15 protein-coding genes and 5 pseudogenes are annotated in these 14,531 nt (G+C 69.0%); 15 read left to right on the plus strand and 5 right to left on the minus strand.

Annotated elements, in window-relative coordinates:
- Positions 1–63 precede the first annotated feature (63 nt).
- A pseudogene (locus tag AB0I23_RS21535) lies at positions 64–309 on the minus strand (ABC transporter permease); the annotation flags it as partial.
- Positions 310–314: 5 nt separating this feature from the next.
- Here AB0I23_RS21535 and AB0I23_RS21540 point away from each other — a divergent pair.
- From AB0I23_RS21540 to AB0I23_RS21575, 8 genes and pseudogenes are all read left to right on the plus strand, one after another.
- Positions 315–491: pseudogene (locus AB0I23_RS21540) on the plus strand (TetR/AcrR family transcriptional regulator); the annotation flags it as partial.
- Between the two features lie 143 nt (positions 492–634).
- Positions 635–937: an urease subunit gamma gene (locus AB0I23_RS21545; RefSeq protein WP_176902329.1), complete on the plus strand. Its 303-nt coding sequence runs from the start codon at positions 635–637 to the stop codon at positions 935–937.
- A 13-nt stretch (positions 938–950) separates the two neighbouring features.
- Positions 951–1,262, plus strand: coding sequence for an urease subunit beta (locus AB0I23_RS21550; protein ID WP_359111471.1), 312 nt, complete (start codon positions 951–953; stop codon positions 1,260–1,262).
- Positions 1,255–2,976 carry an urease subunit alpha gene (locus tag AB0I23_RS21555; RefSeq protein ID WP_359111383.1) on the plus strand — a complete coding sequence of 574 codons (1,722 nt, stop codon included), beginning with the start codon at positions 1,255–1,257 and terminating at the stop codon, positions 2,974–2,976. The genes AB0I23_RS21550 and AB0I23_RS21555 overlap by 8 nt, the downstream gene beginning before the upstream one ends.
- Positions 2,977–2,989: 13 nt before the next feature.
- Positions 2,990–3,652, plus strand: a complete 663-nt coding sequence (locus AB0I23_RS21560) for an urease accessory protein UreF (RefSeq protein WP_359111385.1) — start codon at positions 2,990–2,992, stop codon at positions 3,650–3,652.
- 37 nt (positions 3,653–3,689) lie between these two features.
- Positions 3,690–4,367, plus strand: coding sequence for an urease accessory protein UreG (gene ureG, locus AB0I23_RS21565; protein ID WP_359111387.1), 678 nt, complete (start codon positions 3,690–3,692; stop codon positions 4,365–4,367).
- Entirely contained in the window at positions 4,364–5,137 is a 774-nt protein-coding gene (locus tag AB0I23_RS21570; protein ID WP_359111389.1) for an urease accessory protein UreD, read from the plus strand. The genes ureG and AB0I23_RS21570 overlap by 4 nt, the downstream gene beginning before the upstream one ends.
- 159 nt (positions 5,138–5,296) lie before the next feature.
- Positions 5,297–6,874 carry an alpha/beta hydrolase gene (locus AB0I23_RS21575; RefSeq protein WP_359111390.1) on the plus strand — a complete coding sequence of 526 codons (1,578 nt, stop codon included), beginning with the start codon at positions 5,297–5,299 and terminating at the stop codon, positions 6,872–6,874.
- A 66-nt stretch (positions 6,875–6,940) separates the two neighbouring features.
- On the opposite strand, the pseudogene AB0I23_RS21580 reads toward AB0I23_RS21575, so the two are convergent.
- Together AB0I23_RS21580 and AB0I23_RS21585 are read right to left on the minus strand one after the other, a co-directional pair.
- A pseudogene (locus tag AB0I23_RS21580) lies at positions 6,941–7,427 on the minus strand (NAD-dependent epimerase/dehydratase family protein).
- Between the two features lie 65 nt (positions 7,428–7,492).
- Positions 7,493–8,203: a lysophospholipid acyltransferase family protein gene (locus tag AB0I23_RS21585; RefSeq protein ID WP_359111392.1), complete on the minus strand. Its 711-nt coding sequence runs from the start codon at positions 8,201–8,203 to the stop codon at positions 7,493–7,495.
- 321 nt (positions 8,204–8,524) lie between these two features.
- Between AB0I23_RS21585 and AB0I23_RS21590 the strand changes: the two genes are divergently transcribed.
- Positions 8,525–8,788 carry a hypothetical protein gene (locus tag AB0I23_RS21590; RefSeq protein ID WP_359111394.1) on the plus strand — a complete coding sequence of 88 codons (264 nt, stop codon included), beginning with the start codon at positions 8,525–8,527 and terminating at the stop codon, positions 8,786–8,788.
- Positions 8,789–8,934: 146 nt separating this feature from the next.
- Here AB0I23_RS21590 and AB0I23_RS21595 read toward each other — a convergent pair whose 3' ends face one another.
- The gene (locus AB0I23_RS21595; protein WP_359111395.1) at positions 8,935–9,381 is read right to left on the minus strand and encodes a MarR family winged helix-turn-helix transcriptional regulator; all 447 of its coding nucleotides are present in this window, start codon (positions 9,379–9,381) and stop codon (positions 8,935–8,937) included.
- Positions 9,382–9,610: 229 nt separating this feature from the next.
- On the opposite strand from AB0I23_RS21595, the gene AB0I23_RS21600 reads away from it, so the two are divergent.
- The 6 genes and pseudogenes from AB0I23_RS21600 to AB0I23_RS21625 all read left to right on the plus strand — a co-directional run bounded on the left by AB0I23_RS21600 (position 9,611) and on the right by AB0I23_RS21625 (position 13,402).
- Complete coding sequence (locus AB0I23_RS21600) at positions 9,611–10,276, plus strand: isochorismatase family protein (protein ID WP_359111397.1); 666 nt, start codon at positions 9,611–9,613, stop codon at positions 10,274–10,276.
- Positions 10,277–10,447: 171 nt separating this feature from the next.
- Positions 10,448–11,587, plus strand: a complete 1,140-nt coding sequence (locus AB0I23_RS21605) for a Gfo/Idh/MocA family protein (protein WP_359111399.1) — start codon at positions 10,448–10,450, stop codon at positions 11,585–11,587.
- A gap of 355 nt (positions 11,588–11,942) precedes the next feature.
- Positions 11,943–12,047 (plus strand): annotated as a pseudogene (locus AB0I23_RS41740) (ferredoxin); the annotation flags it as partial.
- 50 nt (positions 12,048–12,097) lie between these two features.
- Positions 12,098–12,178, plus strand: a pseudogene (locus tag AB0I23_RS21615) (hypothetical protein); the annotation flags it as partial.
- A 178-nt stretch (positions 12,179–12,356) separates the two neighbouring features.
- Complete coding sequence (locus tag AB0I23_RS21620; protein WP_359111401.1) at positions 12,357–13,094, plus strand: SDR family NAD(P)-dependent oxidoreductase; 738 nt, start codon at positions 12,357–12,359, stop codon at positions 13,092–13,094.
- Between the two features lie 137 nt (positions 13,095–13,231).
- Positions 13,232–13,402 (plus strand): FG-GAP repeat protein, encoded by a 171-nt coding sequence (locus AB0I23_RS21625; protein ID WP_359111472.1) that lies wholly within the window; start codon positions 13,232–13,234, stop codon positions 13,400–13,402.
- A gap of 97 nt (positions 13,403–13,499) precedes the next feature.
- Here AB0I23_RS21625 and AB0I23_RS21630 read toward each other — a convergent pair whose 3' ends face one another.
- Positions 13,500–14,159, minus strand: coding sequence for a class I SAM-dependent methyltransferase (locus tag AB0I23_RS21630; protein ID WP_359111403.1), 660 nt, complete (start codon positions 14,157–14,159; stop codon positions 13,500–13,502).
- Between the last annotated feature and the right edge of the window lie 372 nt (positions 14,160–14,531).

Below are 14,531 nucleotides of genomic sequence, written 5' to 3' on the forward strand. Positions count from 1 at the left end.
CGTCCGCTGCGGCGGGGGTGCACGGTGGCCGTGACGGTGGTGCTCAACCCGCGCCGATCGGCCGGGCAGCAGTTCGGGCGCGCTGGTGACACCGGAGAACGGGTTGCCCAGCAGCGCCATGACCAGGGCACCGAGGCCGATCCCGGGTGGGCCGATCAGTGCCGCGAACCCGGCAACGGTCGCGCCGATGGCCGACACGGTGAGGCCGAGCGCCCCCGCCTCGGCCCACCAGTTGCCCGTGACCACCCCGAGCCAGCTGTCCGTGAGGGCTGTGGTGGCGATCCCGACGAGCGCCGCCACGCCGATCAGCGGTGTTCCGCGACACCGGCATGCTCGCCGCCGACGTGTCGTCCGACCATGTGGCCCGCACGCTGATCGCCACCGTCCAGGGGTTCATCGCGCAGCCGGCGATGTTCGGGGACGCGACGCCCGAGGTGCTGGAGGACGGCCTGCGGGGGCTGATGTCCATGGATCTGCAAAAGATCAGTTAACGCGCCGGAAAAACTTGCGCCCTAACCTGCAATACCTCGCCGTGAGACAGCGGTTCCGCGTTCAACAGACTGTTGAACGCGGTTAATGTCTCACTGCGCCCAGAATCCGGTCGGACTGGGCGGAAGACTGGGAGGTGGACGCGTTGCAACTGACCCCGCACGAGCAGGAACGCCTGCTCATTCATGTGGCTGCCGATGTGGCGGAGAAGCGCCGGGCGCGTGGACTGCGGCTCAACCACCCCGAGGCGGTCGCGCTGATCACCGCGCACCTGCTGGAGGGTGCTCGTGACGGCCGTACCGTCTCGGAACTGATGGCGTCCGGGCGGAAGGTGCTCACCCGCGACGACGTCATGGACGGGATCCCCGAGATGATCCACGACGTCCAGGTCGAGGCCACCTTCCCGGACGGCACCAAACTCGTCACCGTCCATGACCCGATCGTCTGACGGGGCGCCGCCGTTGATCCCCGGAGAGATCCTGTACGCGGACGGACCCGTACCGCTCAACGCGGGCCGAGCCGTCACCCGCCTCACCGTCCTCAACGCGGCCGACCGGCCCGTCCAGGTCGGCTCGCACTACCACTTCGCCGAGGCCAACCCCGGTCTGGAATTTAACCGTTCGGCCGCTCACGGCCTGCGGCTGAACATCGCCGCCGGAACCGCCGTCCGCTTCGAGCCCGGCGTCCCCGTCGACATCGAACTCGTGCCCCTCGCCGGACGGCGCATCGTCCCGGGCCTGCGCGGCGAAACCGGAGGTGCCCTCGATGGCTGAGCTCAATCGTGCCGTGTACGCCGATCTGTTCGGGCCCACCACCGGCGACCGCATCCGGCTCGCCGACACCGATCTGCTCGTCGAGGTCGAGGAGGACCGCTCCGGCGGCCCCGGACTCGCGGGCGACGAGGCGGTGTTCGGGGGCGGCAAGGTGATCCGCGAGTCCATGGGCCAGGCGCGCACCACCCGCGCCGAAGGAGCCCCCGACACCGTCATCACCGGCGCCGTCATCATCGACCACTGGGGCGTCGTCAAGGCGGACATCGGCATCCGCGACGGCCGGATCACCGGGATCGGCAAGGCCGGCAACCCGGACACGATGGACGGCGTCCACCCCGACCTCGTCATCGGCCCCGAAACCGAAATCATCGCCGGCAACGGCAAATTCGTGACGGCCGGCGCCATTGACGCCCATGTCCACTTCATCTCGCCGACCATCGTCGACCAGGCGCTCTCCGCCGGTGTCACCACGCTCGTCGGCGGCGGCACCGGGCCGGCCGAGGGCACGAAGGCGACCACGGTCACTCCGGGCGCCTGGCACCTGGCCCGGATGTTCGAGTCGCTGGAGACCTACCCGGTCAACATCGGGCTGCTCGGCAAGGGCAACACAATGTCCGGCGACGCCATGCGGGCCCAACTGCGTGGCGGCGCACTCGGATTCAAGATTCATGAGGACTGGGGGGCCACCCCGGCCGTCATCGACGCCTGCCTGAAGGTGTGCGAGGAGAGCGGCGCGCAGCTCGCCATTCACACGGACACCCTCAATGAGGCCGGATTCGTCGCCGACACCCTTGCCGCGATCGCCGGGCGCTCCATCCACGCTTACCACACCGAAGGCGCCGGCGGCGGGCATGCCCCGGACATCATCACCGTGGTCTCCGAGCCGTACGTCCTGCCGAGCTCCACCAATCCGACCCGGCCGCACACCGTCAACACCATCGAGGAACACCTCGACATGCTGATGGTCTGCCACCATCTCAACCCCGCCGTGCCGGAGGATCTGGCGTTCGCCGAATCGCGGATCCGGCCGTCCACCATCGCGGCCGAGGACATCCTCCACGACCTCGGGGCGATCTCGATCATTTCCTCCGACGCCCAGGCGATGGGCCGTGTGGGCGAGGTCGTCCTGCGCACCTGGCAGACCGCCCATGTGATGAAGAAGCGCCGTGGCCCGCTGCGCGGCGACGGTCGGGCCGACAACCACCGGGTCCGTCGTTATGTCGCCAAATACACCATCAATCCGGCTGTCGCCCAAGGCCTCGACCAGGAGATCGGCTCCGTCGAGACCGGCAAACTCGCCGACCTGGTGCTCTGGGAGCCGGCGTTCTTCGGCGTCAAACCGCAGACCGTCATCAAGGGCGGACAGATTGCGTACGCGCAGATGGGCGACGCCAACGCATCCATCCCCACCCCGCAGCCGGTCATGCCCAGGCCCATGTTCGGCGCACTCGGCCGGGCGCCCGCCGCGAACTCGTTCAACTTCGTCGCGAGCGCGGCCATCGAGGACGGGCTGCCCGAACGCCTCGGACTCGGCAAGAGGTTCGTATCGATCACCAGTACCCGTGGCGTGACCAAGGCGGACATGCGGGAGAACGATGCCCTGCCGCGCGTCCACGTCGACCCGGACAGCTTTGCCGTCACCATCGACGGCGAGTCGGTCGAACCCGCGCCCGCCGCCGAACTCCCCATGGCCCAACGCTATTTCCTCTTCTGAGACAGGGCATGTGATGAGTCGCGCAGCTCTGCTCGTCCTCGCCGACGGCCGGTTCCCCGCCGGTGGCCACGCCCACTCGGGTGGCGCCGAACCGGCCGTCGAGGCAGGACGTATCCGTAACGCCGAGGACCTGGCCGCCTTCTGCCGGGGCCGCCTCCACACCACAGGACTCACTGCCGCGGCACTTGCCGCGGCGGCCGCCCACGGCCTCGACCCGCTCGCCCTCGACGAGGCCGCCGACGCCCGCACCCCGTCACCCGCCCTGCGGGCGGTCGCGCGCAAGCTCGGCCGCCAGCTGATGCGGGCCGCCCGCGCCACCTGGCCCAGCCCGGAACTCGCCGCGCTCGCCCAGGCCCGCCCGCGCGGCGCCCACCAGCCGGTCGTGCTCGGCCTCACCGCACGCGCGGCGGGGCTCGGGCCTGAGGACGCGGCTCACTGCGTGGCGTACGAGACGGTCAGCGGACCAGCCACCGCGGTGGTCCGGCTGCTCTCCCTGAATCCCTTCGATGCCACCGCCGTCCTCGCCCGCCTGGCGCCCGAACTCGACCGGGTCGCCGAACAGGCCGCCGCCGCCGCGCGGAGCGGTATCGACGCGCTGCCCGCCGCCTCGGCGCCGCTGCTCGACATCACCGCGGAGGCCCACGCCGCCTGGCCGGTCCGCCTGTTCGCCTCGTAGGACCACCCGCACCGCACCCCTTCAGGAGTCGCACGCCATGCATCTCGACCACTCCCACGACGGCCCGGCCACGGTGAGCGCCGACGCCGCACGCCCGGACGGCACCCACCGCGCCCTGCGCATCGGGCTCGGCGGGCCGGTCGGCTCCGGTAAGACGGCGACCGTCGCCGCGCTCTGCCGCACGCTGCGCGACCAGCTGTCCATCGCCGTCGTCACCAACGACATCTACACCCGCGAGGACGCCGAGTTCCTGCTGCGCAACGCCGTGCTCCCGCCCGAGCGCATCCAGGCCGTCGAGACCGGCGCCTGCCCGCACACCGCCATTCGCGACGACATCTCCGCCAACCTCGAAGCCGTCGAGGACCTGGAGGACAGCGTCGGACCGCTCGATCTGATCCTCGTCGAATCCGGCGGCGACAACCTCACCGCCACCTTCTCCAAGGGCCTTGTCGACGCCCAGATCTTCGTCATCGACGTGGCGGGCGGCGACGACATCCCGCGCAAGGGCGGACCCGGCGTCACCGCCTCCGACCTTCTCGTGATCAACAAGACCGACCTCGCCCCGTACGTCGGCTCCGATCTGGACCGGATGGCCACCGATGCCGCACAGCAGCGCGGCACACTCCCCGTAGCCTTCACCTCTCTCACCTCCGGCGAAGGGGTCGAACCCGTGGCGGCCTGGGTGCGCGCGCAGCTCGCCGCCTGGACCGCATGAGCGTCCAGGCGGCCGCCCGGATCACCGCCGTCCCCGACGGCCGCGGCGCCACGGCCCTTCCCGTGCTGGAGAGCGACGGACCGCTCGCCCTGCGCCGGACCAGGGCCACCACCGCCCCGTACGCCCGCGTCACCGTCGTCGGCGCGATGAGCGCACCGTTGGGCGGCGACCGGCTCTCCATCGCGGCGAGCGTCGAGGAGGGCGCCCGGCTCACGGTGGACTCCGCGGCAGCCACCGTCGCGCTGTCCGGACCAGGGCAGTTGCCTCAATCCGCCACGTACGACATCGCGTTGACCGTGGGGGAGCGGGCCGTACTCAACTGGCTCCCGGAGCAGCTCATTTCCGCGTCCGGCAGTGAGCTGCACATGACCACCCGGGTCGAACTCGCCCCCACGGCACGGCTGGTGCTGCGGGAGGAACAGATCCTCGGTCGGCACGGCGAGTCCACCGGTACCCTCGGTGCCCGCCTCACCGTCCACCGCGCCGGTCGTCCGCTACTCGACCAGGAGGTGGCGTACGGTCCCGGGGCGCCCGGCGGCTGGGACGGCGGGGCCGTACTCGGCGGCCATCGCGCGGTCGGTCAACTCCTGGTCGTGGACCCGGGATTCGAGGACAAATGCCCCGAGACCCGACTGCTGGGGCCGACGGCCGTGCTCACCCGTCTCGCCGGCCCCGGGGTGCTGGTGACCGCCGTGGCCCCCGATGCTCGACTGCTGCGTACCGTCCTGGACGACGCCCTGGGTGAGCTGCTGGACGGCGGACGCGGGTGAGCACCGCTCAGCGGGACACGGAGCTCCGGTTATCGATTCGGTAAAGAAGTGTGTGTGCAGCCTGTTCCCAGGAACCCCACAGGCGACAGGATCCGCGGGAGGACCCGATGTGAACTGCGCCGCTACCGGCGGCGCTTCAGACAATGGGGGAGGTTCCACTTGAGACGTACAGCAGTGCTCGGCTCGGCCGGCACTCTGATCGCGGGCACGCTCATAGCCAGCGCGATAGTCGCACCGACGGCCGCAGCCGACGGCCGCCACCACAGCGGTTCGGAGGCGCGCGGCGTCCAGATCGCCGCCGCACGGGCGGCCCGGACCGGCATCGACTGGAAGGACTGCCCGGCCGACTGGGCCCTGACCACACCCATTCAGTGTGGCTGGGTGACCGTACCGCTCGACTACGCCAAGCCCGACGGCAAGCAGATCAAGCTCGCGGTCGACCGGCACGTCAGCACCGGTACGAAGGACGAGCGGCAGGGCGCGCTGCTCTACAACCCGGGCGGCCCCGGTGGTTCCGGGCTGCGTTTTCCGACCCGGATCATCAACAAGAACCCGCTGTGGACGAAGGCCGCGAAGGCGTACGACTTCGTCGGCTTCGACCCCCGCGGTGTCGGCCACTCGGCGCCGATCTCCTGCGTCGACCCGCAGGAGTTCGTGAAGGCCCCGAAGGCCGACCCGGTACCCGACAGCGAGGCCGACAAGCGCGCCCAGCGCAAGCTCGCCGCCGAGTACGCGGACGGCTGTGCCGAGCGCAGCGGCGACATGCTGCCGCACATGACCACGCCGAACACCGCACGCGACCTGGATGTCATCCGCGCCGCGCTCGGTGAGGAGAAGCTCAACTTCCTGGGCGTCTCCTACGGCACCTACCTCGGGGCGGTCTACGGCACGCTGTTCCCGGATCACGTCCGACGCATGGTCGTCGACAGCGTGGTCAATCCGGCGAAGGACAACATCTGGTACGAGGCCAACCTCAACCAGGACATCGCCTTCCAGAAGCGCTGGGACGACTGGAAGGCATGGGTCGCCCAGAACGACGCAGCCTTCCACATCGGTACCACTCCTGCCCAGGTCGAGCAGGAGTGGCTGAAGCTGCGCGCCTCGGCCAAGAAGAACCCGATCGGTGGCGTCGTCGGACCCGCCGAGCTCATCGGGTTCTTCCAGAGTGCGCCGTACTACGACTCCACCTGGGTGCGCATCGCCCGGACCTGGAGCGACTACCGGGCCGGCGACACCCAGGCGCTGGTCGACGCCGCGGGCCCCGACATGTCGGACCTCGCGGGTAACGCCTCCTCCGAGAACGGCAACGCCGTGTACACGGCCGTCGAGTGCGCGGACGCCAAGTGGCCCACCAACTGGCAGAAGTGGGACCGCGACAACACCCGGCTGCACAAGGACTACCCGTTCATGACCTGGGCCAACGCCTGGATGAACCTGCCCTGTGCGACCTGGTCGGCCAAGCAGCAGACCCCGCTGGAGGTCAAGACCGGCAAGGGCCTGCCGCCGGTGCTGATCGTGCAGTCCACGCGTGACGCCGCCACCCCGTACGAGGGCGCCGTCGAGCTGCACAAGCGGTTCAAGGGGTCGCGTCTGATCACCGAGAAGGACGCCGGTTCGCACGGCGTCACGGGCCTGGTCAACCCCTGCATCAACGAGCGGGTGGACACCTACCTGCTCACCGGACAGACCGACGGGCAGGACGTGACGTGCACCCCGCACGCCATGCCGAAGCCGTAGGCGACTGAGTGACGGGGCGGGCGGCCGGACAACCACCGGCCGCCCGCCCTGCCGTACGAGGACCGTTCACACCCCCCGGTCGTACCGCTCCAGCCAGGCGTCCTCCGCCGAGTAGTCGAAGAGGACCTCGCCGTACGCCCGCAGCATCGCCGGGAAGGCGTCCCGCCAGTCCCGTCCGTCCAGCCGCGCGGCGAGCCACTCCACGGTCTCCGGCAGCGACTCCGCATAGCCGGTGACCGGCCGGTAGCCGAGCTCCTTCTCGGCGGCCGTCATGTCGTACACGATCGGCGAGCCCGGTCAGCTGCCCGGCGTGCTGCTCGCCGTACGCCACCATGTCGACCAACACGTCGCACCTGTCGCCCAGCGCTGCGGCGAGTGCCCCCTCCTCGTCGCGGTCGAGGGCGACTGCCCGTACCTCATCGGCCCATCGCTCGTCCCGGCCGCCCGCGCTCGAGGCCGCCGTCACCTTCCAGCCGTCCTCGGCGAGTGCCCGCACGGCCACCCGCCCGATCTGTCCCGTTGCTCCGAGAACCCATGCGTGTCCCTTGCCCATGAGGTGCACGCTAGGCGGCGGCCGGCCCGTCGGACCATGGGAGTTCGCCCCTCGCGGATTCGCCGTCAGCGTCGCCGTTTCGGGAACTTCTTCGCCCGCTCGGCCTGTTCGGCCTTCACCTTGGCCGCGTACTCGTCGACGTATTCCTGACCGGAGAGCCCGAGGATCGCGTACATGATTTCGTCGGTGACCGCCCTGATCGCCGCCTTCTGGTCCTCCATGCCCGCGTAGCGGGAGAAGTCCAGCGGCTCACCGAAGCGGATGGTGACCTGTTTGATGCGCGGCACTACCCTGCCGGGAGGCTGGATCTCGAACGTACCGACCATCGCGCACGGCACGACCGGCACCTGCGCCTTGAGCGCCATCACCGCGACACCGACCTTGCCCTTGTAGAGCCGGCCGTCGTGCGAACGGGTGCCCTCCGGGTAGATCCCGAGCAGCTCGCCCTTGCTCAGCACCCCGAGCCCTTCACGGATCGCGGCCTGCCCCGCGTCCTTCCCGGACCGGTCCACCGGAATCTGCCCGGCGCTGCGGAAGAACGCGGCAGTCAGCCTTCCCTTGAGACCCGGGCCGGTGAAGTACTCCGCCTTGGCGAGGAAGGTGATGCGCCGCTTGATGATCGCGGGCATCAGGAAGTGGTCGGAGAACGACAGATGGTTGCCGGCGACGATGGCCGCACCGTCCTCCGGGATGTGCTCCAGTCCTTCGATCCTGGGCCGGAACAGCAATCGCAGCAGCGGCCCCAGAATGACGTACTTGAGCACGTAATAGAACACGGGGCGGCTCCTAGCTCTGCCGGGTCGGCTCCAGGGCTGCATTCTGCCAGGTCAGCGGACATCTCAGGAGAGGACAGCCTATGTGCAGCTGTCGTCCCGTGTAACCGTCTTCGGGCGGGTCGATGCTGACCCAATGCTGACTTTACTGACCTGGCGTCAGGTCGTTGCTGCTGCGTCGGATCCGGTGCGGGACGGGGTCGGTCCGTCGATGTCTCGATGTGCTGACCAATGTCAGGAGAATTCGGCGCATGGGCAGACCAGGCTCAGCGCCTGTCGCTGCCAGTGGCAGTTGTCACGATGGGCTCGAAGAGGGGGGCCGGATTGGCGTACTTCTACGCTCCCAAGGGCTCCAGCAAGGCGCAACTCCTGCAAGCCAAGGAGAACTTGCAGCGCGTGCCCGCCGCCATCCCACTGACCGGGGCCGAACGCGCGGCGGTAGATGACGGGCAAACCGCCATCGATGCGCTCCTCGCCCGGCTCACCGACATCCCCACGCCCGTCGGCCCCACACCGCGCGAGCTTGGCCTCCCCGCCACCGCCACCATGCTGCCCATCGTGGAGGTTCGCCCACGCAATCAGGCCTGAACAAGGCATAGGATGAGGCCGGACACTGTGTCCCGGCGGACTGTGCGTGAGACGCTGCGCCCCGCCCAGCACCCGGGCACCTGCCGATGCGTTGACGCGGATCCCGCTGATTTACATCGCCCCGCCGGATCATGCCCGGACCAGTTTCAACGGGTTTCGCGCTGGAGGTCGGCGACCTGGCGGAGTGCTGTTTTGAATGCGGTGTATTCCGGTTCGCCCAGTGCTTGCGCGTGGCGTTCTTCTATGGCGCGCATGATGGATGCGGCGGCTTGCATCTGGAGCAGGCCGCGGTCGGTGGGGCAGATGAGTTTGGCCCGGCGGTCGGCGGGGTCGGGTCGACGTTCGACGTAGCCGAGCCGTTCCAGGTCGTCGATGAGTGTCCCGATGATCTGTTTGTGCTGCCCGGAGAGCTGCGACAGCTCGCTGGCGCGGATGCCGTCGGCCCTCAGGTGGGCGAGTACGGCTCCGGTGCGGGGCTGGATGTCGTCGAATCCCTGCTCAGCGAGTGAGGCGTACAGCTCCCGCTGGACGGAGAACAGCAGTCGTGCGGCGAGCACGCCGATGTCCGGATCTTTGGCTTCCAGCCCGGTCAACGCCTTCTCCCGTCCCGGCAGTCGCCCGCCGCTCGCCCCTGTGACCGGCGATTTTAGTCGACCTCTGCCCGGCCTCAGCTTCCGCATCAACGGCCGGGAGGCTCACGCCCCGCCGTCGACCCTTGCACTCCGGCACGAGGTCGGCCTAGACTTGAGGAAGTCACGAACCTTGACTATCAAGATTTATGACTACGCTACGTGGGTGCAACAGGACTCAAGGAGCGGAAAGATGAACGAGCGCAGCAAGTTCCTGGACCCGATCACCCGGGAGAACGCAGCCGTGGTGCTGGTCGACCACCAGGTCGGCCTCCTGTCCGGAGTGCGCGACATTCCAGTCGGCGAGCTGAAGCACAACGTGGCGGCCCTTGCACGGGCTGCGACCGCGCTGGACATCCCGCTGGTCGTCACCACCACGGCCGCCGACAGCCTGTGGGGGCCGACCGCACCCGAACTGGTGGAGGCACTGCCCGCCGGGCAGAAGATCATCGACAGGAGCACGGTCAACGCCTGGCATGACGACCGGGTCCGTGAGGCGATCGTGGCGACCGGCCGTCAGAAGCTGATCTTCGCGGGAGTGTCGCTGGAGGTCTGCGCGGCCCTGCCCGCTTACGCGGCCACGGCCGCCGGGTACGACGCGTATGTGGCCGTGGACGCGTCGGGCACCTTCAGCCAGGCCAAGCGGGAGGCGGGCCTGTTGCGCATGCAACAGTCCGGAGTCATCGTCAGCGACTACGCCACACTCATGGTGGAGGCCCTCGTCGACAACGCGGATCCCGCGGCCGATGCGGTCTATGCCGCTCTGGACATGCCGTTCGCCGTCCTGGTCGGCCAGATCTCGGCCGCCCACCAGCACATTTCCGCGAGCACGAAGCGTGGCGACCTTCACCAAGGGTGATCACGCGGTCGGGTCGTCCCCGATATGGAGGTCATTCACCCACTCCTGGGCCGCAGCGAGGGTCGGCGCGCGATGCCGACCACCGATGGGCGAAGTCGTCCCACTCCTCCAGCATGCTGTAGGGCTTGACGTCAGAGACCAGACGAACCGGGAACCAGCGGGGGTGTACACATGACGTCCCCTTCCCCTCGTGAGGAGCCGATTCACGTCGGTGTTGTGGGTCTGAGCGCGAGCGGCGGGTGGGCGGCCACCGCCCATGTGCCTGCCTTGGCCGGGGTCGACGGATACGAGTTGCGGGCCCTGAGCGCCGGCAGCAGCCAGTCTGCGCGGGCGGCCGGCGAGAAGTACGCGGTGCCGCTGACCTTCAGCAGTGCAGAGGATCTGGCCCGCTGTGAGGATGTCGATCTCGTGGTCGTGACGGTGAGGGTTCCGCAGCATCCGGAGCTCATCCGCCCTGCGATCGAAGCGGGGAAGATGGTGTTCAGCGAGTGGCCACTGGGTGCCGATCTCTGGCAGGCCGAGGAACTGACCGCCCGCGCGCACCGCAGGGGGTTGCTGACGGCCGTCGGTCTGCAGGCCCGGTCGGCTCCGCCGCTTCGGTATCTGCGGGACCTGGTCGCCGAGGGCTACGCGGGGCGGGTGCTGTCGACCAGCATGCTCGGGTCGGGCGGGGGCTGGGGCGCCACATACGACGACAGCCATGCGTACCTGCTGGACGTCTCGAACGGTGCCACGCTGCTGTCGATCCCCTTCGGGCACTCGGTCGATGCGCTGACCATGGTGCTCGGGGAGTTCCGTGAGGTGTCGGCTCACATCGACAACCTGCGTCCCGAGGTCACTCACGTGACGAGCGGGGCGATCGCGGCCAAGAGTGCCGAGGACCAGATCGCCGTCACCGGTCTGCTCAAGTCGGGTGCCATGGCCGCAATGCACTTCCGCGGCGGAACGTCCCGTGCTACCCGGTTCCACTGGGAGATCAACGGCACGGAGGGCGATCTCGTCGTCAAGGCCGATCAGGTTCAGTGGTGGTCGGGGCGTCTGCGGCTGTACGGCGCGCGGGGAAGCGACGGCACGCTTACCGAACTTCCGGTTCCCCTCCACTACGAGCGGTCGCTGACGCAGTGGACCGAGCGAACCGCCGAGCCCGCCTACAACGTCGCCCACCAGTACGCGCTTCTGCGCGAGCAGATCACTGGGCGCCTCGCGCCGGACACGGACGGCGTTCCCGACTTCCTGCACGCCGTCCGGCGGCACCGCATGCTGGAGCAGGTCCGCGACGCGGCACGGACCGGCCGGAAGGTCACGATCTGATAGCTGGACTCGTAAGAGCGAGCCCTGCATGGTGCGGTTGCGGAAGCGCTTGGAGAAGTGGGCGACGGCCTCGTCCGGGCTCCGATCCTGCGCCACGCCGGGTGCCCCAACGCCATGTCGGCCGGTCAGCTGGCACCCACATTCACTCGTTCAGCCGAACAAGCCCCCTGCGCTGCCGCACGGCACACCGTGATCGACACAGCAAGCAGCAACCCGTAGGCACTGCTCAGGAACGACATGTGGCCCAGACTGTGGCGCCCCGTGGGGGCTCCGCCGGAGTAGCCGGGTGAGCGCCTGATCCTGCCCGCGCTTAGAAAGAGACAGGGAGCTGAGGCGACGGAGGGAGTGGCTTGGGATGCGGATCGTCGTGGACCCCACCCGTTGCCAGGCGCATGCGCAGTGTGTGTTCCTCGCGCCGGAGGTGTTCGAGATTCCTGGGGAGGAGGCGTTGCCGTACCGCCCGGATGCCCCTGCCGAGCAATTCGACCGCGTGCGCCAGGCCGCGGCGGCGTGCCCGGCGCCGCCCTGCTCAGCATCGACGCGCAGGAGCTCATCAACACCGCTGCGCTCGCCATGCGGTGCGGCGTCAAGGCGGCCGAACTCCGCGGCACCGTCTGCCAGCACCCCACTTCCACCGAAGCCTTCAAACGACGTACTCGCCACCATCGTGCGAGCCGACTGACCACAAACCGCTCACGCCCCAGCCGTTCCTCTTGGATCAGTCGGCGTGGCATCGGGAAGGAAGGGTGCAGCTGTGACTACCGCGTCGATGACAGGGAAAGTCGCGCTGGTGACCGGGGCGACCAGCGGCATCGGGGCAGCCGCTGCGGAAACGCTCGCCGAGTGCGGCGCGCACGTACTGGTGGCGGGCCGGGACCGAGGGCGCGGCGGGGCCGTCGTCGAGGCCATCCGGCAACGCGGCGGCACGGCGGATTTCGTGGCCGCCGATCTGCTGGACGCCGACTCGGTGCGACAACTGGCTCGGCAAGCCGTCGAACTGGGCGGTGGCCGGGTGGACATCTTGGTCAACGGCGCGGGCATCTACCCCTTCGGGCCCACCGAGCAGACGCCGCAGAGCGAGTTCGACGCCGTCTACGCGCTGAATGTGAAGGCCCCCTTCTACCTGGTGGCGGAACTCGCGCCAGCGATGGCCGAGCGGGGCAGCGGGGCGATCGTCAACGTCAGCACCATGGCGGCCGCGTTCGGCGTCTCGGGAATGGCTCTGTACGGCTCGAGCAAGGCGGCCGTGAACCTGCTGACCAAAGCCTGGGCTGCCGAATACGGCCCGCGCGGGGTCCGGGTCAACGCCGTGCAGCCCGGTCCGACGCACACCGAAGGCACGGCAGGCATGAGAGAGGACCTCGACACCCTCGCATCCCAGGCGCCCGCCGGACGGCCGGCTACCCCGAGGGAGATCGCCGAGGCGATCGCGTACCTGGCCGGCGACGCCGCGAGTTTCGTGCAGGGTGTGGTGCTGCCCGTCGACGGCGGCCGCACAGCCGTGTGACCCGGGCCCGAGACCGAGCCGTCGGCCCGCACCCCCTGAGAGCGAACGGCACAGCATCCGTTGGGAACTTGACAGTTCTGATTCCACATAATCGGGAACGTGTACGTCACCGCCCCCTCCGGCGTGCCGGGGGCGCCTTGGGCACCGCCGTCTCGGTCGGCGACTACAACGCCGACGGTTACGCGGACGTCCTGACCGGCGCCCCGAACGAGGACATCACACGCAACTCGGTGAACCCGTCCGACGCCGGCACATCGATCCTCCTCAAGGGCACCGCCTCGAACTCGCCCGCAGCATCATCTGCTTGAGACGCCTCCGAACCTCATTCCGAAACGATCAGTATGGCCGCCCGGGCGGGCTCATCGGCTGGGGATGGGTGCGTCCGGGCATCGAGTCCAGGTGCTTTCAATTCTTCGGCTTGCGCGCGACGCCGATCACGCATGGAGAGCTGGGGGTGGTGCGACCGTTGACGACAAAATCGAAGTGCCGCGCCTTCTCAACGGTGAAACCGGCTTCCTCGATGGCTCGTTGGGTGTCCCGGTCGAGGTTGCAACCGCCGCCGAGCAGAGGCCACACGATATTGATCCTGCGCTGCTTCCTGGCGAAACGGGGATCGGCCGAGCGGATGTGTTCGTAGAAGTACAGGAGCCCGCCCGGCCGCAGAACGCGCGCCGCCTCCGCCAGCGCCGCAGGGACGTCGGCGATGCTGCACAGCACGAGTGAGGCCACGACTCCGTCGACGGAGCTGTCCGGCACGGGCAGCTCCTCCGCCCGGCCTTCAAGCACGTCGACAGGCGTGGACGACTCGGCTGCCGCCTGCATGGCGAGCGTACGCAGCCGTGGTTCCGGCTCCACCGCGATGACCTTCTCCACCGCGTCCGGGTAGTGGGGGAAGTTCGCGCCGGTTCCTGCGCCGACCTCGACGACGAAGCCCTCGGCCTCCGCGAGGAGTTCCTTGCGATGTTCAAGACCGCCGTGGGATTCCGCCAAGGCGTTGATCTTCGGATAGATCCTTGCGAAGAACGGGTGCTTCACCTTCGGTCGCGCGTTTGTGGCTGCGGGCATGACGGCAGCTCCTTTTACTGCTGAGTGGCACAGCTGGGTTACTACGCATGCGTAGTAGTTGCTGTCTCTATGCAGTGGATAGTGGAGTCAGCCGGGCAGGCAGCGCAACAGGGTCGCGGCGATCAGTGCCGCGGAACCTGCGCGTGCCCAGGCGTGGGCGGCTGTCCCTGCTACCGAAACGGCTACCTGCCGTTGGGGCGCAGGTGCGGGGCGGGGTGGTTGTCCGGCGTCGGGGGCCGGAACGGCGAGCTCCCGATCAGGCGCCTGACACCTTCGAATGGCCGCAGATATGGAAACCAGCGCTCAGAAGGCGCGGTTTCCACGACCGAACGCTGCCGCACCGATCATGGCGATTCCTCCAACAGGCGCTGC

Source organism: Streptomyces atratus, from assembly GCF_040655115.1.
In the GTDB taxonomy this organism is placed as follows: Bacteria; Actinomycetota; Actinomycetes; order Streptomycetales; family Streptomycetaceae; genus Streptomyces; species Streptomyces atratus_D.